22 protein-coding genes are annotated in these 24972 nt (G+C 69.2%); 13 read left to right on the forward strand and 9 right to left on the reverse strand.

The window, feature by feature from the left end:
* Positions 1–187: 187 nt before the first annotated feature.
* Positions 188–901 (reverse strand): N-acyl homoserine lactonase family protein, encoded by a 714-nt coding sequence (locus tag AB0F77_RS37230; protein WP_361957314.1) that lies wholly within the window; start codon positions 899–901, stop codon positions 188–190.
* A 514-nt stretch (positions 902–1415) separates the two neighbouring features.
* Between AB0F77_RS37230 and AB0F77_RS37235 the strand changes: the two genes are divergently transcribed.
* From AB0F77_RS37235 to AB0F77_RS37245, 3 genes are all read left to right on the forward strand, one after another.
* Complete coding sequence (locus AB0F77_RS37235; RefSeq protein WP_361957317.1) at positions 1416–2552, forward strand: PQQ-dependent sugar dehydrogenase; 1137 nt, start codon at positions 1416–1418, stop codon at positions 2550–2552.
* Between the two features lie 293 nt (positions 2553–2845).
* Positions 2846–3445 (forward strand): isochorismatase family protein, encoded by a 600-nt coding sequence (locus tag AB0F77_RS37240; RefSeq protein ID WP_361957320.1) that lies wholly within the window; start codon positions 2846–2848, stop codon positions 3443–3445.
* A 10-nt stretch (positions 3446–3455) separates the two neighbouring features.
* Positions 3456–4367: a DJ-1/PfpI family protein gene (locus AB0F77_RS37245; RefSeq protein ID WP_361957323.1), complete on the forward strand. Its 912-nt coding sequence runs from the start codon at positions 3456–3458 to the stop codon at positions 4365–4367.
* 88 nt (positions 4368–4455) lie between these two features.
* On the opposite strand, the gene AB0F77_RS37250 is transcribed toward AB0F77_RS37245, so the two are convergent.
* The 3 genes from AB0F77_RS37250 to AB0F77_RS37260 all read right to left on the reverse strand — a co-directional run bounded on the left by AB0F77_RS37250 (position 4456) and on the right by AB0F77_RS37260 (position 6777).
* Positions 4456–5199, reverse strand: coding sequence for a class I SAM-dependent methyltransferase (locus AB0F77_RS37250; RefSeq protein ID WP_361957326.1), 744 nt, complete (start codon positions 5197–5199; stop codon positions 4456–4458).
* Between the two features lie 199 nt (positions 5200–5398).
* Positions 5399–5803 carry a DUF4188 domain-containing protein gene (locus AB0F77_RS37255; RefSeq protein WP_361957462.1) on the reverse strand — a complete coding sequence of 135 codons (405 nt, stop codon included), beginning with the start codon at positions 5801–5803 and terminating at the stop codon, positions 5399–5401.
* A 251-nt stretch (positions 5804–6054) separates the two neighbouring features.
* Complete coding sequence (locus tag AB0F77_RS37260) at positions 6055–6777, reverse strand: alpha/beta hydrolase (RefSeq protein WP_361957329.1); 723 nt, start codon at positions 6775–6777, stop codon at positions 6055–6057.
* A gap of 219 nt (positions 6778–6996) precedes the next feature.
* On the opposite strand from AB0F77_RS37260, the gene AB0F77_RS37265 reads away from it, so the two are divergent.
* The 4 genes from AB0F77_RS37265 to AB0F77_RS37280 all read left to right on the forward strand — a co-directional run bounded on the left by AB0F77_RS37265 (position 6997) and on the right by AB0F77_RS37280 (position 13398).
* Positions 6997–7650: an NAD(P)-binding protein gene (locus tag AB0F77_RS37265; protein WP_361957332.1), complete on the forward strand. Its 654-nt coding sequence runs from the start codon at positions 6997–6999 to the stop codon at positions 7648–7650.
* Positions 7651–7995: 345 nt separating this feature from the next.
* Positions 7996–11112: an AAA family ATPase gene (locus tag AB0F77_RS37270; protein WP_361957335.1), complete on the forward strand. Its 3117-nt coding sequence runs from the start codon at positions 7996–7998 to the stop codon at positions 11110–11112.
* A 207-nt stretch (positions 11113–11319) separates the two neighbouring features.
* Positions 11320–12114, forward strand: coding sequence for an alpha/beta hydrolase (locus tag AB0F77_RS37275; protein WP_361957338.1), 795 nt, complete (start codon positions 11320–11322; stop codon positions 12112–12114).
* Positions 12115–12156: 42 nt separating this feature from the next.
* Positions 12157–13398, forward strand: a complete 1242-nt coding sequence (locus tag AB0F77_RS37280; protein WP_361957341.1) for an MFS transporter — start codon at positions 12157–12159, stop codon at positions 13396–13398.
* Positions 13399–13464: 66 nt separating this feature from the next.
* Here the strand turns inward: AB0F77_RS37280 and AB0F77_RS37285 are convergent, their stop codons facing one another.
* The gene (locus tag AB0F77_RS37285) at positions 13465–15081 is read right to left on the reverse strand and encodes a metallophosphoesterase family protein (RefSeq protein ID WP_361957344.1); all 1617 of its coding nucleotides are present in this window, start codon (positions 15079–15081) and stop codon (positions 13465–13467) included.
* A 718-nt stretch (positions 15082–15799) separates the two neighbouring features.
* Here AB0F77_RS37285 and AB0F77_RS37290 point away from each other — a divergent pair.
* From AB0F77_RS37290 to AB0F77_RS37305, 4 genes are read left to right on the forward strand one after another with little or no spacing between them, the layout of a single operon-like run.
* Complete coding sequence (locus AB0F77_RS37290; RefSeq protein ID WP_361957347.1) at positions 15800–18307, forward strand: nitrate- and nitrite sensing domain-containing protein; 2508 nt, start codon at positions 15800–15802, stop codon at positions 18305–18307.
* A complete protein-coding gene (locus AB0F77_RS37295) occupies positions 18304–18729 on the forward strand; it encodes a roadblock/LC7 domain-containing protein (protein ID WP_361957350.1) in 426 nt (141 codons plus the stop codon). The genes AB0F77_RS37290 and AB0F77_RS37295 overlap by 4 nt, the downstream gene beginning before the upstream one ends.
* Positions 18726–19124, forward strand: a complete 399-nt coding sequence (locus tag AB0F77_RS37300) for a DUF742 domain-containing protein (protein WP_361957353.1) — start codon at positions 18726–18728, stop codon at positions 19122–19124. The genes AB0F77_RS37295 and AB0F77_RS37300 overlap by 4 nt, the downstream gene beginning before the upstream one ends.
* Positions 19105–19728 carry an ATP/GTP-binding protein gene (locus AB0F77_RS37305; RefSeq protein WP_361957356.1) on the forward strand — a complete coding sequence of 208 codons (624 nt, stop codon included), beginning with the start codon at positions 19105–19107 and terminating at the stop codon, positions 19726–19728. The genes AB0F77_RS37300 and AB0F77_RS37305 overlap by 20 nt, the downstream gene beginning before the upstream one ends.
* Positions 19729–19864: 136 nt before the next feature.
* Here AB0F77_RS37305 and AB0F77_RS37310 read toward each other — a convergent pair whose 3' ends face one another.
* Positions 19865–20530, reverse strand: a complete 666-nt coding sequence (locus AB0F77_RS37310; protein ID WP_361957359.1) for an HD domain-containing protein — start codon at positions 20528–20530, stop codon at positions 19865–19867.
* A gap of 457 nt (positions 20531–20987) precedes the next feature.
* Between AB0F77_RS37310 and AB0F77_RS37315 the strand changes: the two genes are divergently transcribed.
* On the forward strand, positions 20988–21644 hold the full coding sequence (locus tag AB0F77_RS37315) for a hypothetical protein (protein ID WP_361957362.1): 657 nt from the start codon (positions 20988–20990) through the stop codon (positions 21642–21644).
* Between the two features lie 80 nt (positions 21645–21724).
* Positions 21725–22015 (forward strand): transposase, encoded by a 291-nt coding sequence (locus AB0F77_RS37320; RefSeq protein ID WP_361957365.1) that lies wholly within the window; start codon positions 21725–21727, stop codon positions 22013–22015.
* Between the two features lie 144 nt (positions 22016–22159).
* Here the strand turns inward: AB0F77_RS37320 and AB0F77_RS37325 are convergent, their stop codons facing one another.
* The 3 genes from AB0F77_RS37325 to AB0F77_RS37335 all read right to left on the reverse strand — a co-directional run bounded on the left by AB0F77_RS37325 (position 22160) and on the right by AB0F77_RS37335 (position 24927).
* Positions 22160–23149: an amidohydrolase family protein gene (locus AB0F77_RS37325; protein ID WP_361957368.1), complete on the reverse strand. Its 990-nt coding sequence runs from the start codon at positions 23147–23149 to the stop codon at positions 22160–22162.
* Between the two features lie 2 nt (positions 23150–23151).
* Complete coding sequence (locus AB0F77_RS37330) at positions 23152–23997, reverse strand: PrsW family glutamic-type intramembrane protease (RefSeq protein ID WP_361957371.1); 846 nt, start codon at positions 23995–23997, stop codon at positions 23152–23154.
* A 150-nt stretch (positions 23998–24147) separates the two neighbouring features.
* The gene (locus tag AB0F77_RS37335; RefSeq protein WP_361957374.1) at positions 24148–24927 is read right to left on the reverse strand and encodes an alpha/beta hydrolase; all 780 of its coding nucleotides are present in this window, start codon (positions 24925–24927) and stop codon (positions 24148–24150) included.
* Positions 24928–24972: the final 45 nt, after the last annotated feature.

The following is a 24972-nucleotide window of genomic DNA, read 5'->3' on the forward strand; positions in this document are numbered from 1 at the left end:
GTGCCGTCAAGAGGGTGTCTAAATCGGTCGTCACAACCCGATGTTGGACACCCTCCCTACGTCTGAAAACCCCGCGATCGGAACTACTCGTCTAGTGTATCTCCGGTCGCTCGGAGGGGAGTTGCACGCTGTACGCCGTGGGGAACCACTGCCGTGGCTTTGCAGGCGTTGACGGTGGGTGGTGTTGCTAGAAGGTGTTCTGTGGCGGTTCCCAGACGGAGCTGTCGTGGGCGAAGAGAACGCGTCGTGGGTCGAAGTCGGCGAGTCGCTCCAGCCAGTGCTGGTAGGAGGGAAGCGGCTGCTCCACGCCGTCAAGTGCCGCTCGGCGGGCCAACTCGTCGGATGCGTAGTGGGAAGCGAAGTCGTGCGCCTGCCCGGCGAGGACCACCGTGCCGTCTCCTTGCCGGAGGACCAGCGACTGGTGCCCCGGCGTGTGCCCCGGTGTCGGAACGATCCAGACACCCGGCCGGACCTCGGCCTCACCGGCGAGTTCCTCATAGGACGCGCCGGGGAAATCGATCAGCTCGTCGAAGGTGTGGCCGCCGTTGCGAGCGGTGGCCAACTCGACGTCCTGGACCAGGATGGGCGTGCCGCCCAGGAGAGGGTTCCCGCCGCAGTGGTCGAAATGGAGGTGGCAGTTCGCGACGAGGGAGATGTCGCCGAGAGCGACCCCGGCCGCGGACAGGGCGTCCCGCAAGTCCCTGCGTCGGGGACGGTAATGGGCCTCGGTCCCGGCGTCCGCCCTGCCGATACCGGAGTCGAACAGGATCAGGCCGTGATCGTGCTGCACCAGATAGGCGAGCACGGGTTCGACCCGAGGCTGCGGGCCGTCCGTCTCCGACGCGGGCCGGACGAAGTACCCCAGATCGAGCCGACGCACCGACATCTTCTTCTTCCCCATACGGCCATCCTGGCGGGCCTGGACGTTCCCGTCGGTCAGACTGCCGAGAGCAGAACCACGGCCGATGCCACCGGCCGGGAGGCTGTGTGTTCGGTGAGCAAGCGAGCTCTGGTGAGTTCGCCCAGCAGAGGCCGGACGTCCGATGAAATGGCTCCGGCGCAGGTGGCTCGGGTAGCCGACCGAGGGCGTCCCGCTGCTGTTTGCGACACATCCTCCGGACGCCGCCGCCTCCCACCGCGCCCGCGACGGACCCAGGATCCAGGAGGGTCGGCCGCCTGCCAGCGAGTACTCGGTGTGGGGATCTCGCCGCCACCGAGATGGGCCACTGGCGGAAACGGCGCGTGTTTCTTGACCTGGTCTATACCAAGCGGCCGTATCCCCGTATTCTCACCTGTGGCCGGCCAGTAGCACCGCTCTCCCCCCACCCGCACCAGGTTGCGTGTTGGCGCCAGCGGCACCGCACTTCGAGCCTCGGCAGCCGCGTGACCTGATCACCGCCTCCAGGAGGAACCCGGTGAGACTCCGCACCAGAAGCTCGGCGATCATCGGCACGATCGGTCTCGTCGCTTGTCTCACGCTGACCGCGGCATCGGCCGATGAGCCGGCCGCCGCACGGAAGGCGGCGAAGGTCACCCTCACGAGCGTGGCCACGGCCAAGAACCCGACCGCCGGCGCCGCCGGTCCCGGAGGAAGACTCTGGATCGCCGAACGCGCCGGCACGATCAGGGTCCTCGACGGAAAGGGACTCGGCGAGCCCGTCCTCGACATCTCCGCCGAGACCACCACCGACGGCGAACGCGGTCTGCTGGGCATCGCGTTCGACAAGGGGTTCGCGCACTTCTACATCTCGTTCACCAACCTCGAAGGCACCAGCACCGTGGACGAGTTCACGCTGCGGAACGGCAAGATCCAGCCGCACACCCGGCGTACGGTCCTGACCCAGACGCAGCCCTACGCGAACCACAACGGCGGGGACATCAAGATCGGCCCCGACGGTTACCTCTACATCGCGCTCGGCGACGGAGGTTCGGGCGGAGACCCGCACGGCAACGGACAGAACCTCGGCACGCTGCTCGGCAAGCTCCTGCGGATCGACCCGCGCGGCGGCACGCCGTACGCGATCCCGAAGGACAACCCGTTCGTGAACGATGCGAACGCCAGGGGTGAAATCTGGGCGTACGGGCTGCGCAACCCGTGGCGGTTCTCCTTCGACGCGGGCTCGGGCGACCTGCTGATCGGCGACGTCGGCCAGAACGACTGGGAGGAGATCGACTGGGCCCCGGCACGCAGCAAGGGCGGAGAGAACTACGGCTGGTCCCAGATGGAGGGCACCCATCCCTTCCGCGGCGGCACGGAACCCGCCAACCACGTGCCGCCGGTCCACGAGTACGACCGCACCAACTTCGGCTGCTCGGTCACCGGCGGCTACGTCTACCGCGGCAAGGCGATCCCGGACCTCGCGGGCCAGTACGTGTTCAGCGACTACTGCGACGGCACCATCCGCTCCCTGAAGTTGAAGAACGGCAAGGTGACCGCCGTCAACGACCTCGGAGCCAACGGCGGCGAGGTCATCTCCTTCGCGCAGGGCGGCAACGGCGAACTGTACGTGCTCGCCATCGGCGGCAGCGTCTTCCGTATCGACGCGGCGTAAACGACCACCACAAGGACCGAGCCACAGGGCGGCCGGGACCACCCGGGGCAGGCGGGATCACCTCCCGGAGCTCCGGCCTCCCACCCCGGCTTCCCCGCCCGGAGCCGTACAGACAGGAGAACCCGGCGGCCAGGCCCTCATCGGCCTGGCCCCCGGCCGATCGGAACGACCTGGCCGCATCACCGCATCGCCGTGCCGCCGTGCCGCCGCGGCGCCGGCCGTGACCGGATCGGTCCGCACCCGGACCCGATGAGACCTGTCGCCGCTCCATACCTGCCGGTCAGGCTGGGGGCATGACCCGAGCACTGATCGTCATCGACGTCCAGGAGTCCTTCCGCGCCCGCCCACTGTGGGAGACCATCTCCAACCCGAAGATCGCCGAGCAGGTGGACCGACTGGTCCGGCTCGCCCGCCGGGCCGGGGACCTGGTGGTGTGGGTGCTGCATTCCGAGCCCGGCAGCGGCACCGTCTTCGACCCCGCCCTCGGCCATGTCCGGCTGATGGAGGAGCTGGAGCGCCGGGACACGGAACCGCTGATCCGCAAGACCTCGCACAACGCCTTCACCACCACCAACCTGCAGCAACTCCTCACCGAGCACGGCATCCGCGAGCTCACCGTCTGCGGCATCCGCACCGAGCAGTGCGTGGAGACCACGACCCGCGTCGCGAGCGACTTCGGCTATCCGGTCACCTTCGTCATCGACGCCACCGCGACCGACCCCATCCCGCATCGTGACGCTCCCGCCGACCAGAGCATCGCCGAACTGCTGGCGGACCCCCGCACACTGAGCGCCGAGGAGATCATCAGGCGTACCGAGTACGCCCTTGCCGGACGCTTCGCCACCATCGCCACGGTCGGGGAACTGGAGGCTGCGGCCGGTCTCCCGGCATGATGACCGAATCGTGAACCACGCCGTCTTCCTCCTGATGCCCGGACTCCATCTCCTGGACCTGGCAGGCCCCGCGCAGGTCTTCTCCACGGCCGCAGACTTCGGGCACCCCTACACACTCAGCTATCTCGCCGAGCAGCCGCTGGTTCCCACCGCGCAGGGCCTGCCACTGGTGGCCCGGCTCGACTGGCCGGAGCTCGACCGCGAGGACCTGATCGTCGTGCCCGGCTGGCGGGTGCTCGCCCCGGCCGGCGGTCCTGCCATCGGCGCGGCCTCCCTGCGGCGTCTCCGGGACCACCACGCCAGGGGCGGGACCGTTGCCGGCGTCTGCGCCGGAGCCGACGCGCTCGGCCGGGCCGGCCTGCTCGACGGCCGCCGCTGCACCACCCACCACGACGTGCAGGACGAACTCGCACGCCGCTACCCCAGGGCGACGGTGATCCGCGACGTCCTGTACACCGCCGACGACCGGGTGCTCACCTCGGCCGGTATCGCCAGCGGCATCGATCTGGCCCTGCATCTGATCGCCACCCGGCACGGCCCCGCCGTCGCCGCCCAGGTGGCCCGGGACATGGTTGTCCACGCGCGGCGCAACGGCCACGAACCGCAGGCCAGCGCCATGCTCCGCCACCGCTCCCACCTCGACGACACCGTGCACCAGGCCCAGGACCTTCTCGACGCCCGCTTCGACCAGCCCTTGCCCCTGCCCGCCCTGGCCGCGGCCGTGGGCGTCAGCGAACGCACCCTCACCCGCCTCTTCACCCGTGCCACGGGCGGCCTCACCCCACTGCGCTATCAGCAGACCCTCCGTCTCGAACGCGCCGAACACCTCATCAGCCACGGCGCCACGGTCGACACCGCCGCCCGAGCGGTCGGCTTCACGGACCCCCGCATGCTGCGCCGCCTGCGAGCCCGCGAGACCTGACCTGTGACCGCGCCGAAGATCGAGCGGTAACCGCGACGCCCACACGGGGCAAGGCCAAAGACGCGACATCGGTCCCGGCCCTGCGGAGCTACTGCGGTGGCGGGATTCGGTAGACGGAGACGTGAGAGCGCGACTCGGCGGTGAATTCGGCGCCGGCCCAGTCCGCGTGCCTCGTCTCCAGTTCGAATCCGGCCAGCTGGGCCATGAGGTCGAGTTCGGCCGGCCAGATGTAGCGATGAGGGCTCCGGAACAACCGGGCCTGCTCAGTCTCATCGAAACGGAAGTGGTGCGACACCACGTGCTGGCGCAGGACGTCGTAGGTGTCCAACCCGATGCAGCCAGGTTCGGACTGCCAGACAGTGGCCGTCCGGCCCGGTGGGAGCTTGCGCAACTCTGGTACCCAGAGCTCGATCACGAACCGACCACCAGGCTCGAGATGGCGGGCGGCGTTGCGGAAGCACTGGACCTGCTCGTGTTGGGTGAGCAGGTTGGAGATCGTGTTGTACACCAGGTAGACGAGGGTGTACGTCCCGGAGGCGACAGCGGTCGCCATGTCCCCATGGACCACCGGGATCGTCGCTTCGTCTGCCTTGGTTCGCAGTTGCTCCACCATCGGGAGCGACAGCTCGATGCCGGTGACAGGGACTCCTCGCTCGGCGAGCGGAACGGCTACCCGGCCGGTCCCGACGGCGAACTCGAGCGCTGCTCCGCCGCCGGCGAGCCGGGCGAGACGGTTCACAGTCGGCTCCAGGACCTCGGGCGCGAACATGCCGGAGCCGGGCGTGTCGTAGCGCTGGGCGACAGCGGCGTCCCAGATCTTCTCCTGCTGCATTCCGCCAACGCTTGCCGCCGGCCCGTGCGATGTCCAACGAGTTTTCTCGCAACCGCTCTGACCACGTTGTCGATGTGGTGGAGTTGAACGACGCGAAGAGACATCGGCGCCGGGATGGCTCATCCCGGCGCCGACCGTCTTCTCGTACCCCCTTCGACCCACCCACAGCCCATCGGCCCGCCTGGCCGACGCCCTGGTACTACTCCTTGGCCGCCTTCAGCCGCTGGGCCGCCGTGTCGCCGCGTCGACCGACCGGTACGACACCTGTCGCGGCAGCGAGGCCGTATGCGGGCATGTCGACGTACACCGATTCGTAGGAGCCCGCCGGGACGATGAACGTCTCGTGCCAGATGCCCACGTGCCCCTTCCCGTCGCGTGCTCGCCGGTTGAACGCCGTCCACGCGGGCCGGTGCTGCGCGTCCTGCTGATGGGCGTAGGCGAGGAGCCGTTCCTTGTCGCTCCAGTACTGGACCACGTAGAAGTCCCGGAGGCTGCCGTACAGCACCTTGTAGCCGAGAAGCCCGCTGCTCTTCTCCTGTGACAGCTCACGCAGCATGCGCGGCATCGACATGAATGCCGGCAACCAGCTGGAGAACGCTCGCAGCCGGTTGATCCGTAATCCGATGTGGAAGACGACGACATCGCCTTCGATGGCGGCGGTGTGACGACCCGGAACCACTTTCGCAGACATCATTCCCCTTTGTTTCCCCGTCGCAACTTTGCTCCCCCGTGACAACGACTCAGACCGGCCGGACGGCTGACCGGGACTTCGAACGAATCACCTGAATCACCCGAATCACCCGGAAGTGAGTCCCCAGCCCGATGCCCCAGCCCAGCTTTCGGTGCTCAGCGGTGTTACCGAGGGAGCGCCTGCTCCTGCGCGGCCGTCTCGATGAGGGCCACCGTCGCGCCCGGCCGGGAGACGAACACCATGTGTGAAGCACCCTCGACCACCTGCGTCTTCGCGCCGGAACGCTCAGCCATGAACTCCTGCGCCGCCGGCGGGATGATCCTGTCGGCGCCGCTGATCAGGTTGTAGCTCGGGATCGTGTGCCAGGCCTGCGGACCACCGGCGGGCTCACCGAGGGCGGCGCCGGTGGCCGGACGCTGCGTGATCGCGTGGACGGCGGCTTCCTCGGCGGACACGTCGGCCGCGAAATGGGGATGAAAGACCTTGGGGTCGATGTAGAGGTCCACCTGTCCGTCAGGCAGCGGCACAGGCTTCAAGGACTCGCCCACGGTGCTGCCCGGGAACCGCTCGACCAGTGCTTGCGCGCTCTCGCCCGTCTCCGGCACGAACGCCGCCAGGTAGACCAGTGCCTTCACGTTCGTGTTTCCCTCGGCGGCGGTGGAGATGACCGCACCGCCGTACGAGTGCCCGACCAGCACGATCGGTCCCTCGATGCTGTCCAGCAGCGCCTTGACGCCGGCCGCGTCGAAGGCGAGCCCTCGAAGCGGATTCGGCGCGGCGACCACCGGATAGCCGTCGGCGACAAGCCGCTTGACGACGGCGTTGAAGCCGCTGCTGTCGGCAAAGGCTCCGTGCACCAGCACGATCGTCGGATTCCCGCTCACCATGGACCAACCTCTCCTTCGGACGACGGCCGACACTGACGACTGCCGACACCGACAACGGCCGACACCGTCGCGCTCGACGCAAAGCTATGGCGTCGTTCTGGACGGGAATTGAATGTGACCGGGACGCGGTTCCGGGGGGACTTCACGGATCATTCAGTCGACGTCAAGCCGGTTCGGCCGGCCTGAGCCCGCGCAGGCCGGATGACCAGGGGGTGGCAGATGGTGTCGGACGAGGAAGCCGATGTCGTGGGGATCGGGTCGGGCATGGGCGGTCTCGCGGCGGCACCCGCGATCGCGCAGTTCGGCGGGAAGCAGGTTCTCGTCCTCGAACAGCACTACACGCTCGGCGGGATGACGCACGAGTTCTCCCGCGCCGGGCGGTACCGGTTCGGCACCGGGCTGCACTGCATGAGCGCGAGCGCCGGCCCGTTCCTCGGGTTCATGGCGGACGGGCGGGCGCAACTCCGGCCGCTGCCGGACGAGTACGACGCCCTGCCCTTCCCGGGGTTCGATTTCGCCGTCCCCGCCACCAAGGAACGGTTCCGTGTGCGGCTGAAGGAGCGCTTCCCCGCCGAGGCCGACGCGATCGACGGATTCTTCCGGGCCACGCGCCGGGCCATGGCCGGGCCGACCGTGCGCAATGTCTTCGCGTCGTTCCCCGCCGGGCTGCGAAGAGCGAGTGCGCCCGTCGTCGAGCGGCTCTTCCCGTCGACGTACCGATCGTTGCGCGACCAGGTCGCCCGCAGTTTCCGCGATCCGCAGTTGCGGGCCGTGCCGGCCGCGCGGTGGCGGCCCGCAGGAGCTCAACCGGGTCGTCCTGGAGATCCTCCAGCGGTACGGCGTGGTGCTGCGCGCCCGGCAAAAGGTCCATGAGGTCGTCGTCGAGAATGGCAAGGTGGCCGGCGTCGGCGTCGAGGACACCGGTGGCGGGCGGCTTCCGGTTCCCGTCCGTGCGGTCCACGGGCACGTGACGTATTGCCCGCCTGAAGGAACCTGCCGCGATTACCGCTGTCATCCCTGGTCGCTTCTGATCGTTTGCTTTGCGTTTCCTGCCAGCAATTACCCGTAATCGCTTTTCCTGTCACGGGACTTGAGCCACCATGGACCGCGGATGGCGGCGAGGGCGGCCCGGCACGGGGAATGGGACAAGGCATGGCTTCCTCCGGCGCGTCTCCGCGTCTGCAGGTTCTCGGTCCCTTACGGGTCTGGCGGGGCGGAGTGGAACTGGACGCAGGGCCTCCGCAGCAGGCGTATCTGCTCGCCGTCCTCCTCGCCCGTGCGGGTGAGCCCGTCAGCATGAGCGAGTTGGTCGACCTCATCTGGGCCGAGGACGTCCCGGCCTCGGCGGTCAACATTCTCCAGAAGTACGTCGGCGCGCTGCGGCGGCTGCTGGAGCCGGCGTTGCCCGCGCGTGACCCCGGCTCGTACCTCCGACGTCGCGGGAGCGCGTACCTGTTCGTGGCCGACTCCGGGACACTGGACGTCGTCCGGTTCCGTGAACTCGTCGCCGCGGCCGAGGGCAGCGTCGTGGAGCAGCGGCTCGAAGCGGCGCTCGACGGCTACTTGGAGGCGGTGGGGCTCTGGCACGGCCCGGCCGGCGACGGCGTCGCCCACGGTTCGACCGGCATGGCGATCTTCGCGGGGCTGGACGACGAGTTCCGCCAGGCATGCATCGCGGCGGCCGAGTTGGCGACAACACTCGGACAGCCTGAACGTGTGCTCCCGGCCCTGCACATGGCCGCCCGGATGGCGCCGCTGCACGAGACGGTGCAGGCGAGTCTCATCACGACCCTGGCTGCCGCCGGTCGTCCGGCCGAAGCGCTGTCGGTGTTCCGGACCGTCCGTGCCCGGCTGGCCGAGGAACTGGGCATCGATCCCGGCCCCGCGCTGGTGGACGCCCATGCGCGCGTGCTGGAACGGGCACCGGCCGACTACACGCCCCGTGAACGGCCGGCGGCGCCCACCGCCGGAGTGCCCACCGCGGACTGCCTGGTCGGCCGGGCCGAGGAACTGGCGATGGTGCGGCACGCGGTGGAGTCGGCGTTCGCCGGCTCGACGGGTCTCGTGGTCGTCGAGGGAGAACCCGGAGTGGGCAAGACGCGCCTGCTGGAGGAAGCCGGTGCCGACGCGAACCGGCGCGGCGCGCTCGTCGTCCGGGGCCATTGCCTGCCGGGGGACGGCACGCCGTCGATGTGGCCCTGGGTGCAGGTCGTCGGCGCGCTCCTGCACGACGTGCCGGCCACGGAGCGGGAGGGCTGGCACGCCGGCGAACTCGGTCGTCTCGTGACACCGCACGCCGGCGGTCACACGACGTCGGTGCTGCCGGACAGCGGCGTCCAGTTCCGCTTCTTCGAGCAGGCTGTCGCGCTCGTCCGTCAGGTGTCGGCGCGGCGACCCGTGGTGCTCGTGGTCGACGACCTCCAGTGGGCCGACGCCGCCTCGCTGGACCTGCTCGGTCATCTGATGGCCAGGCTGCCGGACGGCACCGTGGTGATCGGGGCGCTCCGCGACCGTGCGCCCGCGCCGAGCTCGGAACTGGGGCGGATGCTCGCCGCGGCGAGTCGGCTGCCCCGTCACCGCAGGATCCCGCTCGGCCCGCTCGCCCCGGCCGAGGTGGCCGAACTCGTCCGCCGTGAAACGGGCCGGGCACCGGGCCCGGGTGCCACCCGCCTCATCCACACCCGCACCGCCGGCAACCCCTTCTTCGTCCGCGAGCTGTCCCGGTTCCTCGCCGACGGCGACGTCCTCACGGAGGCCACCGCGGCCCGGACCGCCGTACCGGCCACCGTCCGGGACATCGTCCGCGACCGGATGACCGGACTGGGGGAGGACGCCAGAAGCCTGTTACAGATCGCCGCGCTGATCGGCCGTACCGTCGACCTCGCCCTCCTCGCCCGCACCGCCGGTCTGGACCACGAGACGTGCCTGAACGGCCTCGAGTCGTGCGAAGGGCTCGGCCTGCTCGAACCCTCCCCCGGGGACCCCTACTCGTTCGGCTTCCCGCACGACCTGGTCCGCGAATCGGTGGCCGAGGCCATCTCGCCACCGCGTGCGGCCAGGCTGCACCTGCTGGTCGCCGACGGGTTGGAGCACAGGGCCGCGGACACCGAGCTGGTGGCCGAGCGCCTCGCCCATCACCTGTGGTCCGCCGGCCCGCTCGCGGATCCGGCCCGCACCGCGACCGCGCTCGTCAGTGCCGGCCGCTGCGCGGCGTCCAAACTGGCCCTCGACGCAGCCGCGCGCCAGCTCCACTCGGCCGCGCAGGTGGCACGGACAGCGGGCCTGGCGGAGCTGGAGCTGGACGCGCTGTCACTGTTCACCGCCGTGGACAGCATGCGGGCGGGGTTCGTCGGTTCGGCGGTCGACCTGCTGGAGCGGGCCGAACAGCTTTCCCGTGGACTCGACGGGGAACGGGAGGCCGCCGTCTTCCTCTACTCCCGCTGGGCCGCCTACGCCCAAGGTCTGCAACTCGACCGCGCCGGCCGGCTGGCCCGCCGGCTGCTGGATCAAGGCGAGGTGTCCGACGACCCGGTCGTGCGCACCTATGGCTGGTACGCCTGGGGCATCCACCAGTGGGGTGTCGGCAACATCGGGGAGGCGTTCCGCTACCTGAGCCGGACGAAGCGGACCGTGCTGGACGACCTGGCCCATCAGGAGGAGGACCCCCTCCGGCGCGATCTGCGGCTGATAGCGGCCGGGATGCTCGCGATGACGACCGCGCTGCACGGCGACACCGACGCGGCGCTGGCCCTGCTCGACACGTTGGAGACCGCCGCGGGAGACGATCCCTACGTGATCACGGTCTGGGCGACCTACTCCGCACGGGTCGCCGCGTTGATCGGTGACCCTGCGCGGGCGCTGCGCGCGGCCGAGCGCGGGATCGCCGCGGACCCCGCTTTCTCGTTCGGCTTCCTGGGCAGCTACCAGCGGCTGGCCCGGTGCTGGGCGCGTGCCGTGACAGGCGAGGACCCGGCAGGCGCCGCCGCGGAGGCACAGGACCTGATCGCCGCGTCGCTGTCCGACCCGCCACGCTCGGGCCTGGCCACCTGGTACGGGCTCCTCGGCGAGATGTGGCTGGCGGCCGGGAAGCTCGACGAGGCCGTCGCGGCGCTCGACCGGGCGGACTCGGCCATCAACAGGTACGGGCAGCGCTACTCCGAAGGCCTGCTGCTTCTGCTCCGGGCGCGGGTGCTGCAGGCACGTGGTGAGCCGGTCGCCACCGTCCGGGCCGTGGCCGAGCGGGCGCACGCACTGTCCGTCGAGCGCGAAGCACACCTGTTCGTCCGCCGCGCCGAGGAACTGATGGCTGGACCGGCGGACACCACACCCCGCTGACATCCGCGTTCACGACGTCGGCCGTCACCGAGTGGGGTCGGCCGACACACACGGCACCACCCGATCCCCGTACTTGACGAGGACTGAACTGTGCCTGGACGCGCCGTCCGACGCGCGCCGGGGCACCGTCCAGGGCACGTCAAGAACCCGCCCCTACGCTCATCCACCGTCACTTCAGAGAGCGATTCATCCAAAGGGCGTGTATTGATGACGACCACTCGCCGTACGTTGCTGGCCGGGTCCGCCGTGATCGCGGCCGGCAGTGTGCTCAGTGCACCGGCCGCGCAGGCACACACCCCGGCGAACGGCCCCAAGCCGACCGTCGTGCTCGTGCACGGCGCGTTCGCCGACGCCTCCGGCTGGAACGACGTCGCCCACCGGCTCATCCGCGACGGCTATCCCGTTCTCGCCCCGGCGAACCCCCTGCGCAGCGTGTCCTCCGACTCCGCATACCTGGCCAGTGTCCTGGCCACCATCGAGGGACCGGTGGTGCTGGCGGCGCACTCGTACGGAGGGATCGTCATCACGAACGCCGCGACCGGCAACAAGAACGTGAGGGCGCTGGTCTACGTGGCGGCGTTCATGCCGGACCAGGGTGAGACGCTGCTGGACCTGCAGACCCGGTACCCGGGAAGCCGGCTCGACGAGGCCGCACTGGATTTCCGTCCCTACGGCGACGGCCTGGTCGACGGCTACATCAAGAAGGCGGTCTTCCGGGACGTCTTCGCGGCCGACGTGCCACGGGCGACCACCGAACTGATGTGGGCCGGACAGCGGCCGGCCGACGCCCGCACCCTGGGGGAGCCCTCCGGAACCCCGGCCTGGCGGACCATTCCGTCCTGGTACCTCGTGGCCCGCGACGACCGGGTGCTGCCCGCCGCGGCGCAGCGGTTCATGGCGCAGCGGGCCGGCGCGCACGTCCGGGAGGTCAGCGCCTCGCACGTCGCGATGGTCTCGCACCCCGCCGTGGCGGCCGATTTCATCAAGCGCGCCGCAGGCTGACCCGGCCGAGGAGCCTGCCGATTCCCTGGAAAGGACAAGCCGATGCATCAGCGTGCGTACGACGGCCAGTGCGCCGCCGAGGAGAACCGGCACACCTCGGCGACCTCGACCATCCGCAATCCGAAGCTCACCCTGTTCGCGCTGGCACTGGGCACCTTCGCGATCGGCACCGGCGAGTTCGGCAGCAACGGCATCCTCCAACTGATCGCGTCCGACCTGGACGTGTCCGTTCCGGTCGCGACATACGCGATCACCGCGTACGCCTTCGGGGTGATGGTCGGCTCTCCGGCGATCACCCTGCTGGCGGCCAGGGTCAACCGGCGCACCCTGCTGCTCGGCCTGGTCGTGCTGTTCCTGGTCGGCAACGCGCTCTCCGCCGTGGCGCCGAACATCGCGCTGCTCGTGGCCTTCCGCTTCGTCACCGGCAGCGTGCAGGGGGCGTTCTTCGGCGCCGGGGCCGTCGTCGCCGCGTACGTGTACGGTCCGGGCAGGGGCGGCAAGGCGTTCGCCACCGTGATGGGAGGACTCACCGCCGCCACCATCGCCGGATCGCCGCTCGGCACCTTCATCGGCCAGAACGCCGGCTGGCGCGTCATGTACTGGACCGTGGTCGCCGTCGGACTGCTCGCCGGAGCGGCCCTGATGTCCTGGCTGCCGCGCACCGACGACCTGCGCGGCAGCTCCGTCACGAGCGAACTGGGCGCCCTCCGACGGCGGGGCGTGTGGCTCATGGTCACCGTCGCGGCGCTCGGCATCTCCAGCATCTTCGCCGTCTACACGTTCATCGGCCCGTTCGTCACCGACGCGGCGCTGCGGGACGCCTCGCTCGTCCCGATCGCGCTCGCCGTCTTCGGCCTCGGCATGGCGGTCGGCAACCACGTCGGCGGCCGTGTCGCCGACCGGTACGAGAACCGCGGTCTGATCTGGGGGTACGGGGGTGTTCTGGCGCTTCTGACATTGATCGGTGTGGCCGGAAGCGACCTGGTGGTTCTGCTGCCCTGTCTGTTCGGCGTCGGCGCCACCATGATGGTCGCGATCCCCACCATCCAGGTCCGGCTGACCGACTTCGCACCGGACGCCCCGACCTTGATGGGAACGCTCAACCTGGCCGCCCTCAACCTGGCCAACTCACTCGGCGCGATCGGCGGCGCGATCATTCTCGACGCCGGCTGGGGCACCCTGTCCACCGTCTGGGCCGGCTTCGTCCTCACCACGGTCGGCCTGCTCCTGTACGTCACGACGGTCACTCGGGTGAAGCCGACGCCCGTTCCCGCGCGCGTCTGAACGCCTGGGGCCGGGACGTCGTCCCGGCCCCAGGCGTTGACTGCTACTGCCGCTGCTCGCGGTGGGTCAGTGCTGGCCGTGGCCGCCGTCGCTGCGACGGCGCTGGAGCGTGAACTTCTCGAAGACCGACAGCTCACCCGTGGGCGTGATGATGTTGTAGTAGGTGACGTGGATGCGGGTCATGTCACCAGGGCGACGGCCCGGGTCGACGGCGAACTCGGCGAAGCCGTACGGGTGCTCCGCGTCGCGGACGCCGATCCAGACCGCCGTCTCCTTCTCCTTGACCGAGTTGAACTTGCCGACGTGCTCCGTCTGGACGAATGCCGAGTGGTGCCCGTGACCGTCGGCGTCGTCGGTGGTGAAGCTGTTGTTGGTGATGCCGGACACACCGCCACCGCCGAGGACCATGTGCGTGGTGCCGTGCTCGCTCTCAATCACGTCGAGTGCGGTCTGGCTCGGGTTGGGCGTGAGGGTGACGCTGCCGGGGACGACGCCGCGCACCGCCAACGAGCGCTCGTAGTCGTGCTCGTGGCCGCAGACCACCAGGTCGACGCCGTACTTGTCGAACAGCGGGCCGTATGCCGCGCGCAGCGCGAGGTCGGCGCCGTTCGCGGCGGTCGCCGAGCTGATCATCACCTGGTGCATGCAGATGACGATCCAGTCGATGTCCTTCGAAGCCCGTGCCGATTTGAGCTCCTTCTCCAGCCAGGCGAGCTGCCGACCGCCGGAGTAGCCCTTGATGTAGATGTCGCCGCCCTCCTGCAGGGCGATCTCGTCGTTCTGCAAGGTGATCACCTTCACCGAGCCGACGGTGAAGGAGTACCAGAGGTTGTCGAGTTCGGGCTGGGTCTCGGTCGAGGGCAGCTCGAAGTAGGTCTGGTACGCGTCGAGACCGAGCTTGCCGTTGCCGAGCTCGATCTCGTGGTTGCCGGCTGCCGGCATCCACGGACGGAATCGCGCCGAGCGGCTGTTGTTGGTGAGGAAGTCGCGCCAGACGCGGACGCGGTCGGGCCCGGTGTTGGCGTAGCAGAGGTCACCGTTGAGGAGGTGGAACAGCGGGCCGACCTTCTCGATACCGGTGACGATGTCGGCGGCGGCGGGCGTGGCGTTGGGCTCGAAGTCCCGGCCCGAGGCGTCGGCCGGGTTCGCTCCGGTCTTCCACGTCACGCTGGGCGCACCCTGGTCGCCGAAGCTGGTGAAGGTGAACGGAGCTCTGCCGTGCGGCGCCGTGTGGAAGGTGCCGGCGTCGGGGGTGGCGCCGTCGTGCTGGGCCGCGTACAGGTAGTCGGTGTCGGCCTTGAGCTTGCTGATCAGCGCGTGATGGACCCAGACGGTCCGCCCGGAGGTGCCGTCCACGTAGGTCTTGGTCTTCGCGTGCGCTGTGGATCCGAAGCCGCCGCTCAGCGTGCCGTAGACGACGCGCGGATTCTTGACGGCCGCGTCGGTGACCCACGAGACGACCATCTGGCTGCGCGGGTCGGCGCCGAAGGTCAGGTGCAGGCCCTGGACGGGGGTGGTGGCCGAGCCGGTGGTGAGACCGGTGACCTCCGACTGCGCGGGGACCGCCTCGGCGGTTCCGGCACCGAGGACCAGTGGCCCGGCGGCGGCGCCGGACACCGTCGCGCCGAACAGGCCGAGCGCGTTGCGACGAGAGATTCGAGTCTGCTTGGGTTCTTCAGACATTCCAGGGGCCTTTCACGTCGTCGGGTTCAGTCGAACACCGACCGGACAGCAGCGCTCCGAACCTGACAGCGGGCTGCGGCAGGTCAGTGGTGCGCGCGCACTCACGGACGCTAGGAAGCAAGGTCGACAGGCGCGGTGAGTCAGGTATGAACGCCAGATGGCGGTCAACGCAACGGACGGCAATTCCCGGCGGCCCGGCCCCGTCTTGTACATACCGACCACCGATGCCGCTGCGCCGCCGTCCTTGCGCCCGAACCGCAACCTCAGTGCTGTTCGCAGCACCTGACGTTGTTGTAGAGTCTGCCGACGATCATGGACCGGCCCGGTGGCCGGCGATGTCGGCCCATTCGTCGGTGGTTGAGGTGCCGGGTCCGGCGGAGCGGCGTATGAACCCGACCGAACCCTGCCGGAAGTGAACCCTGGGATACCAGTTCCGCAGAGTGCGACGAAAGGCCTACAGACTGCGAGGATAGTGGCTACTATCAGCCATCTAGTCGCTGGGATTTGGCGATTTTTCCTCATGGATGCGCCGCATGGCGAGGGGAGTGTCCCTAAAATGACCAGATTGGGAAGGTTCGGTGGCGGGGGAACCAGAATCACGGCCGTTGAGGACCAGGCCTCGGCCCCTGCTTCGATGTCGAACAACCTTCCCTCAGGGGCGGTCGGATCAGGTGGCAGTCCCCGTCGACTGCCCCTGCGTACTGTTCTGATCATTCTTGTGGTCGTACCGAGCCTCGCACTCGCACCCCTGTGGGGTCTGAGCACGTATCAGCTGGCCACCAGCTGGCAGGCGGAGAGGACCCAGGGGAACCTGACCGTCTCGTTGAGCCGGCCTTCGTTCCTCCTGTTCCAGTCCCTCCAGAAGGAGCGGCGGATCACCGCGGAGGCACAGGCCGAGCCCGGCAACAGCACCCGTGGTCAGCTGGTCGCCGCGCGCAAAGTGACCGACAAGGCCATAGCGGACTTCCGTTCGGTGGCGGCCGAGAGCACCTCGCACGGTCAGCAGGGACTCAGCGGGGCCCTCAGCGACACCACGCACGACCTTGACAAGATCTCTATGCAGCGCCAGGCGGTGGACACGGGGTCAGCCGACGAAAAGGCGGCATTCGACTACTACAACGGCACCGTCGACTCCCTGCTCACCGTCTTCACCGCGCTGGGCCGCACCAGCAACGCCGATGTGACGCTCCTGGCGCACACGAGCGTCGATCTCTACGGCGTCATCGACATGATCGGGCGCGAGGACGCCCTGCTCGGCCGCGACTGGGAGACGGGGCATCTGACGGTCGCCGAGTACGACGTGTTCGTCGATGCCGTCGGCGCTCAGAACTACCTGCTCCAACGGGCCGCTCTCAGCCTCACCCATGACGAACGCGACACGTACAAGAAGCTGACGACCGCCAAGTCATGGGCGACCCAGCGGGATCTGGAGAAGCAGATCATCGTCGCCGGTCCCCACCACTCGCAGGGCGAGTTGGTGCTCGGCCGGATCCACTCGCAGTGGCGCAGTTCGGTGGACGCCAACTACCCGATGCTGCGGGACCTGGTCGACGTGCGGGTGGCGAACGTCGACAAGGTCGCCGCCGACAGCGTCAGCCAGCTCCGGCAGACCCTCGTCATCGTCAGTGCCATCGGCCTGCTCGCCGTGATCCTGGTCATCCTCACCAGCTGGCGCCTGACCGTCACGCTGCGCCGGCGCATCTACGCCCTGCGCGGGGAAGCCGTGGAACTCCAGCAGCGACTGCCCGATGTGGTGGCCCGGTTGGAGCGCGGCGAGAACGTCGACGTGGACGGCGAGGTCCGGCTGGTCGAGCCCACTCCCGATGAACTCGGCGAGCTCGGGCGGGCCCTGAACGCCGCCAGCCGCAGCGCCGTGTATACCGCCGTGCGCCAGGCCGACCAGCACCGCGGCTTCGAGCGTCTGCTCCAGCGGATCGCCCGCCGCACCCAGCTCCTCATCGGCCTTCAGCTGCGCAAGCTGGACGAGCTGGAACGCACGCACGACGACCCGGAGTTGTTGAACGGCCTGTTCGCCCTCGACCACCTCACCGCCCGGCTCCGCCGCTACGAGGAGAACCTGGTCATCCTCGGCGGCGGCCAGCCGCAGCGCCGCTGGCGCAAGCCGGTGCAGCTGATGGACGTGCTGCGCGCCGCGCAGAGCGAGGTGAGGGACTACGACCGGATCTCCATCGAGGTCGAGGGCGAGCCCTGGGTGTCCGAGCGGGCGGTGGGCCCGCTCGCGCACATCTTGGCGGAGCTGATGGAGAACGCCGCCGTCTTCTCGAAACCGCCGACCCCGGTCGAGGTACGGGCCGTGATGGTCAGCCGGGGCATCGCGGTCGAGATCGAGGACCGCGGCCTGGGCATGGAACCCGAGCAGTACGCCGCCGCCAACGCCCTTATGGAGTCGCCGCCGCAGCTCGATGTGATGACCCAGGCCGATGACGTACGGCTCGGTCTGTACGTGGTCGCCCGGCTGTCGGCGGGCCTGGGCCTGCGGGTGGAGCTGCGGCCGTCCGCTTTCGGCGGCACCCGGGTGATCGTGCTGCTGCCGGAACAAGTGGTGGTGGAACAGCCTGACACGGCGCCCGAGCCGGTCGCGTTCCCCCCGGCACGCCCGCCGCTCCCGACGGGTCCGAAACCGCACCGGCACGCCGCCGGTGTCGGCCCGCGGGCGCCGCACAAGGAAGGGCAGTTGCCCTTCCGCGCCAGGGGACACGCGATGGCGAACATCACCGCCCCCGGTCCTCGGTCTCCGGAGGAGATCGAGGAATCCCCGTCCGGGCCCACTGAAGCGCGGCCGCTGCCCCAGCGGGTCCGCCAGGCCAGTCTGGCGCCCGAACTCCAGCTCCCCGCGGAGTCGGAGACTCCGGACGAGCCGGCCCCCTGGGCCATTCCCGACCGGCCCAGCCGGTCCGGGGCCACGATCGGCGCGTTCCAGCGGCAGTCCCGGCTGGCCCGGGGCGGAAACAGCTCGGACGGCGGCGGCGCAGGAGGATTCGGCAGCGATTTCGGCGACGGTGGCGTCCGCGGGGACTTCGACAACGGCGCTGGTGACAGCGGCGGTTACGCCACGGGCTACGACACCGGCCACGGCTATGACACCGGCCATGGCTACGGCACCGGCTATGCCAATGGCAATGGTGATGGCTACAGCGACGGCAACGGTGAAGTGCCCACCTCGCCCGACTCGCCTGGCTTTTCTAGGACGGATGATCGAGAATGACGCAGCGAACGACGGCCACCAATGTGGACCTGGACTGGCTTCTGGACGGCCTGGTCGACCAGGTGACGGGGACCCTGAACGCCATTTTGCTCTCGGACGACGGCCTGGTGATGAGTCGTTCGCAGACCATCGAACGCTCGGACGCGGAGCGGCTCGCCGCGATCGCCACCGGTCAGCAGAGCCTCGCCCGCGGCGCCGGTCAGCTTTTCGGCGGCGGCCCGGTGCACCAGGTCATCGTCGAGATGGCCGGCCTGTGGCTGTTCGTGATCTCCGCCGGCCGCGGTACCCACCTGGCGGTGATCGCCTCCCAGGACGTCGACGCCGAGCTGATGAGCGTTGCGATGCACACCCTGGTCCAGCAGGTCGGTCAGCGGCTGGGCACCGACGCGCGTACTCCGGACAATTCCGGGAGAGCCGGATGAGGCATTGGACCGAGGTGTTCGACGACGATGACGCCGACGAGCAACTGGTCCGTCCGTACACCATCACCAGCGGGCGTACCAGCCCCGAGCGAGCGGATCTGACACTGATCACCCTGGTGACAACAGTGCCCGAGGGCACCACGCAAGCAACGCTCGCGGTGCGCAGGATGCAACCGGAGCACCGCACGATCCTCACGCTGTGCCGGGAGTCCAAAGCGGTTGTGGAAGTCTCCGCCGAGTTGGGCCTCCCGGTGGCGTTGACCAAGATCCTCATCGGTGATCTGCTCGACGCGGGGCAGGTGTGGGCCCGTTCGCCACAGCCGTTCACCGCGCAGGGCGAACTCTCTGACATGGCGATCCTCGAGGCGGTGAGAGATGGACTACGCAAGCTCTGAGCACGCGTCCGGCCGTGCTTCGGACCGTACGGCGGACCATGCGGACACCGCCCCCCTGGCGGTGAAGATTCTGGTTGCCGGCGGGTTCGGCGTCGGGAAGACAACTCTGGTCGGTTCGGTGAGCGAGGTCGCGCCGCTGCACACCGAGGAATACCTGACCCGGGCCAGTGTCGGCGTCGACGACCTGGACGGTCTGAACAGCAAGTTCACGACCACCGTCGCACTCGACTTCGGGCGGATCACCATCAGTGGCGACCTCGTGGTCTACCTCTTCGGCACCCCCGGCCAGGAACGCTTCTGGTTCATGTGGAACGACCTGGTCAACGGGGCGATGGGGGCGGTGGTCCTGGTCGACACCCGGCGGCTGGATTCGAGCTTCGCCTCGATCGACTTCTTCGAGAGCCGTGGCATCCCCTTCGTCGTCGGCGTGAACTGCTTCCACGGCGTCCGGGACAGGACCACGGAGGAGATCCGCACAGCACTCGCTCTCGACCCCCAGGTGCCGCTGGTGCTCTGCGACGCCCGCGACCGGACGGACAGCCGCGATGTGCTGCTGGCCCTCGTGGAGCACCTGATGGCCGGCCAGTCCGCCACGTCCCACTAGCCTCGCCGGCGCCGGCGCCGGCACCGAAGACCAGGACGGCGCCGGCGCCGCTTCACCGGGGACGTCCCCTGCGCCCCGTCGCTCGGGCGCAGGAAGATGAACATCTTCGGGCCAGGAGCATGCACGTCGCCGCGGTTCAGGCTGTTGCGGAATCGGCGTCGGCCCAGTGGCTGGCCGAGAGGATGGCCCGCGTGTCGGGAACAGACAGATGCGGCGCGGCGTACTGAACCGCGCCGCTCACAAAGGTGAAGGGCACGAACTTGGCGGGATTGGCCGCCACCTGCCGCGCGACGTCCGCCATCAGACGCGTGGGCAGTGCCAGCCGGGGGAGATGACGGTTAGCTGCCTCCACGAGGTTGTGGTCGAGGTGCTCCGCGTCGAGACCGAAGATGTCGGCCGTGATGCCCCGGTGTGTGAACGCGATCTCGGGCCGCTTACGGTCCGCGATGCCTGCCGAGGTGTGCAGGGCGACGGCGTCCCAGACGATCTCGGCGTCGTCCTGCGAGAACCCTTGGGACCGCACGAACTCGGCGGCACGATCGGCACCGTCGACCTCGAACCGCTGCGATCCGTCGGCCTGGTCCGTCAGCCCGATGTCGTGCAGCACGGCAGCGAGGAAGTGCAGTTCGTCGCTGTAGTCGACATCCGGTCGCAGGCCTTGTGCCTGCGCGAAGTGACGGCCGTACACATAGCTGCGGATGCTGTGGTGGACCAGGTAGACGGGTTCGTGCGCGGTGATGAGATCGACGGCGGCGTGCGCGGCACTGGTGTCTGGCCAGGGGCCGAGCTCCGGCGGGAGCAAGTTGTGGGGCATGAAGGTGGTTCTTCCGGTCGGACAGTTGGCAGGTTGGGCACCGGGCGGCTTCGCGGGACGGTCCGACAGGGGATCTCATGACGCGGTCGTCCAGGCGGAGGCAGCAGATTGTCCATCGGCTCTGCTTCCATGCCTTTATGGTCGGGCTCCGTCCGCATGTCTGCAATGACGGATCTATGTCAGATGCAGACATGGATGGTCCGCTCCGCCCGGAGGTCGTCATCCGCGGCCGGCGACGTCAGATCACAGTGACCGCGGCAGCCGCGGCGGCAGGGTGAGCAGGCCTTGGCCGGGGCTCAAAACATGGCGTGTTCACGGCGATATGAGCACGGTGTCAGTGGTTCATACTCCAGTCTGGACCAGCCAGGCGTGCCGGCCGGTCCGCATTCGACAACTGTGCGGCGGACCGGCCGTCGCACCCACGGATCATCGAGGAGACTCTCGTATGAGCGGTTTATGGAAGACCGGACGTCTCAGATCGCTGGCCGGCGTTCTGGTCGCAGGCGTCTTCATGGTCACTGGTCTGTCCGGTACAGCGGCGTACGCGACGGAAACGGCCGCGCTCGCCGCCGCTCCCCAGCTCGGCATCCAGTTCAACGCCGACGGTGATGCGGGCCAGTGCGGCGGGGCGACGGGTGAGCAGTGGGCCGCCTCGCCGGACTGGACGCAGGCCATCCGCTTCGACACCGACAACCGCGCCGGCGGCTGCCAACTGGCGTTCGGCGTCTACGACCCGGACAGCACGCTCGCGGGTTCCTCCATCAGCTACTCACTCCAGCCCAGCACCAGCGACGCTGCCTCTCAGTGCGGGAGCGCGCGGGGCCCCTACTCGGCGCCGATCTTTCCCATCCCGGTGTTCGGGCAGGCCGTCCGGGTCGACACTGACAACCAGCCCGGGTGGTGCAACCTCACCTTCGCCGTGACCGGCAGAATCGTCCTCGACGTCCAGTTCTACGCCGACGGCGACGTGGGCCAGTGCCCGGATGCTCAGCCCGCAGGCCAGTACCGCTCGGCCTTCGCCGGCACTCCGCTCACGGTGAAGATCGATGCCGATGGCCGTTCCGGGGGCTGCCAGCTCCAGCTGCGCCTGCGGCACTTCTAGGATCGGTCTCCGAGGATCATCGGGTGGTGGATCGTGGTGGAGTGATATGCCGCCATGAACTCACGGACCAGTAGCGGGAGTTGCTCGCTCCGCTGACACCGCGGGCCGCCACGGGCAGGCCGCGTGTGGAGGGCCGGCAAGCCATCAACGGCATGGTCCACAAGATCCGCACCGGTATCTCGTGGCGTGAGCTTCCGGAACGCTACGACCCGTGGCAGACGGTCTACACCCGCTTCCGCCGCTGCGCCATCGACGGCGTGTCCACCCGGGCCCTGCAACAGATCCAGGCCCGGGTGGATGCCGCCGGTGGGATCGACCAGCTGGTCCAGATCGACTCCACCGTCGTCCGGGCCCATCAGCACACGCCATGAACCTCGACACCATGACGGTCGACGCCTTCTGGACCTACGACACCCCCGACGGACGCGTCGCGGAACTGCACCGGGGGACTCTGCGGCAGATCTGAAGCCCGCGGACGATGTCGAACCCGGTGTCACTGTCAGGTCGTGCCGTCCTCAGTCCGTGTCCAGGCGGGGGAACAAGCGGCGGGCGTTGCGCGTGGTGAGGGCTCGCCAGGTGTCGCCGTCCGGCTGTGGAGCGGCGTCGACGGATGCGATCTGCGCCTTGGTGCCCACCGCGGGCGTGAAGCAGTAGTCACTGCCGTACAGCAGCCGCTCGGAGCCGAACGCCGCGGTCAGCGCGGGTACTTGGTGCGGGAACGGTGTGCCCGCCATGTCGAACCAGAGCCGGCGGACCTGGTCCGGGACCGGGCCGATGGGCGGAGCGGTCCCGTTGGGGTCGCTGTCCCCGGCGAACACACTGCGGAACAGCTCCATCCGGTCGGTGAGCAGCGGCAGTACGCCGCCTCCGTGCGTGAACACCCATGGAATGTCCGGGTACGCGGCGAGGTGACCGCTGAAGACGAGGTCGCTGACGGTGCGGGTGGAGTCGAAGATGAACTCCAGCATGGGCCGGGGGCGGCCGAGTGCGACCTGTTGCTGGTTCGGCGGCGAGGTCGGGTGCACGAAGACCGGTGTCCGCCGGCGGTTCAGCTCTTCGAGCAGCGGTTCGAGACGCGGATTCCCCAGGTACATGCCGTGTGCGTTGGTCTCGAACGTCACGCCGTCGCTGCCGAGTTGGTCCATCGCGTACTCCAGCTCCGCGAGGGCGCCGTCGACGTCCGGGAGCGGGAGCGAGGCGAAGTGGCCGAAGCGGGCCGGGTTCCGGCGTCCGATCTCGGCCCCGGCCTCGTTGACGTGTCGGCTCAGTGAGCGGGATGCCGCGTCGTCCCCGAAGTGGACGCCGGGAGAGGAGATCGACAGCAGTGACGTCGCCACGCCCCACTCGTCCATCAGCTCCAGGTGCACGGACGCGTCCCAGGTGGGGAAGGCGGCCATGCCATCGGGACGGTCGTTCCCCGCGTCCCGCGCCTCCTGCACATAGCGCGGGGTCAGGAAGTGGGCGTGCACGTCGACCAGGGGAGTGGGTTCCGCGTTCGCCGTCATGATCAGCCCTCCTCGGGGTGGAACGCTCGGTTCTCCAACTGCCCCCTGCGGGAGGCCAGTCGGTGGGTTGCGGCGATCAGCAGGGAGAGACTGATGACGGCCAGCACGATGTACGAAAGGTCGGTGTCGAAGCTGTCCCACGCGGCGTGCAGGGCAACCGCGACGGCGTACACCAGCACGAACAGTCCCACCGAACGGCGGCGCCGGCCCCGTGCGGCGGCGGCCCACAGTGCGGCGGCCGTGAGCCCGGTCCAGGCCATATGAGCCGCGGGGCTCAACAGGCCCCGGATCACGAGCAGATGGTCCACGTCCGTCAGATCGCCACTCGACCGGATCAGCTCGACGAAGGCGTACCCCATGGTCTCGAACGCGGCGAAACCGGCGCCCGAGGCGACACCCACCAACAGCCCGTCGCCGGGGTGACGGTCGCGGATCACGAGCAGCAACAATGCCGGGACGATGAGCTTGGCCGCCTCCTCGATGACGCCCACGGCGATCATGGGCATCACGTCCAGCAGCATCAGAGTGCGGTACTCCAGCACACCGGCCGTGGTGACACCGAGCGCACCGCCAACGATCGCCGTACCGGCCACCGTTCCGAGGCCCACGCCGAAGTCCAGGCGCCGGCCCGCTACGAACGCGACGAACGACGCCGGGATCAGCGTCGCGCCGAAGAAGAGGAGAGCGGGCACCAGATTCGGGTTCTGCGTCGACACCAGAGCCGCGTGGATCGCCCAGAACAGCAGCAGACCGACGACGAGAACGGCGAGCCACCCCCAGCGGCGGCCGGCGCGGGCCCATGGACCGTCGGGTGCGCGACCGACGTGCGGCGCGAACGTCACGGACACGATTCCTCCCTCATTCCGAACGTGCACCTGAGAACTGTCTGTCACGACAGGCTGCGCGACGGTACGTACGGGACGCATCGGTCATGTGACTGTCCGCGGTGCTCCGGCGGTCGGTCGGAGCCGTGATCGGACGGGTCGGCCGGTGAGGGTTCAGCCGACCGCGGTGGCCGCTGTCAGGATGAGCCGGGCGATCCTGTCGGGACGGGAGACGAGGGACAGGTGCCCCGCGTCCACCTCGATGGTCTCGGCCTTCATGCGCCGGGCCATGAACCGTTCCAGATCGGGGTTGATGGTTCTGTCGTCCTTCGAGACGGCGTACCAGGACGGCTTCTCGTGCCACGCGGCCACGCTCGTGGTCGGCGGCGCCGTGGACAGCAGTCCCTGAGCGGCGTAGAGCGCAAGGGCGTCCGCGCGAGGTACTCCGTTGGCGAAGTCCCGGAGGAAGGCGTCCTCGCTCAGCCATCTGAAACCGCCGGACGTCACGATGCCCGACGACACCGGCGGGGTGGGGAACCCGGCCGCCAGGGCGGCGAAGTCCTCCCCGGCCTCCGGAGCCCGTGCGGCGACGAAGACGAGTCCGGCGACGTTGTCGGCGAGTCCCACTTCGGAGATCACGGTGCCGCCGTAGGAGTGGGCCACGAGGAGGGTGGGGCCGTCCTGCCGCGCCAGCGCGAACCTCGTCGCGGCAGCGTCGTCGGCGAGGGAGGTCAGAGGGTTCTGCACGGCGGTCACGTTCATGCCCGCGCGTTGCAGCAAGGGGATCACCCTGCCCCACGAGGAGCCGTCCGCGTAGGCGCCGTGGACCAGTACGACATTGCGTACCCGAGGGGTGCGGCGTCGCGACCCGGCCGCCTGGACCGCGGGGACGGAAGCCGTCGAGACTGCTGCGGCGGATGCGCTCAGCAGGGTGAACCGGCGTCGGCTGATCAAGGCGGTTCCTCTTTCTTCGAGTTGTGGCCACATGGGAGGAAGGCG

The sequence above is a fragment of the Streptomyces sp. NPDC026672 genome (assembly GCF_040638185.1).
Classification (GTDB): domain Bacteria; phylum Actinomycetota; class Actinomycetes; order Streptomycetales; family Streptomycetaceae; genus Streptomyces.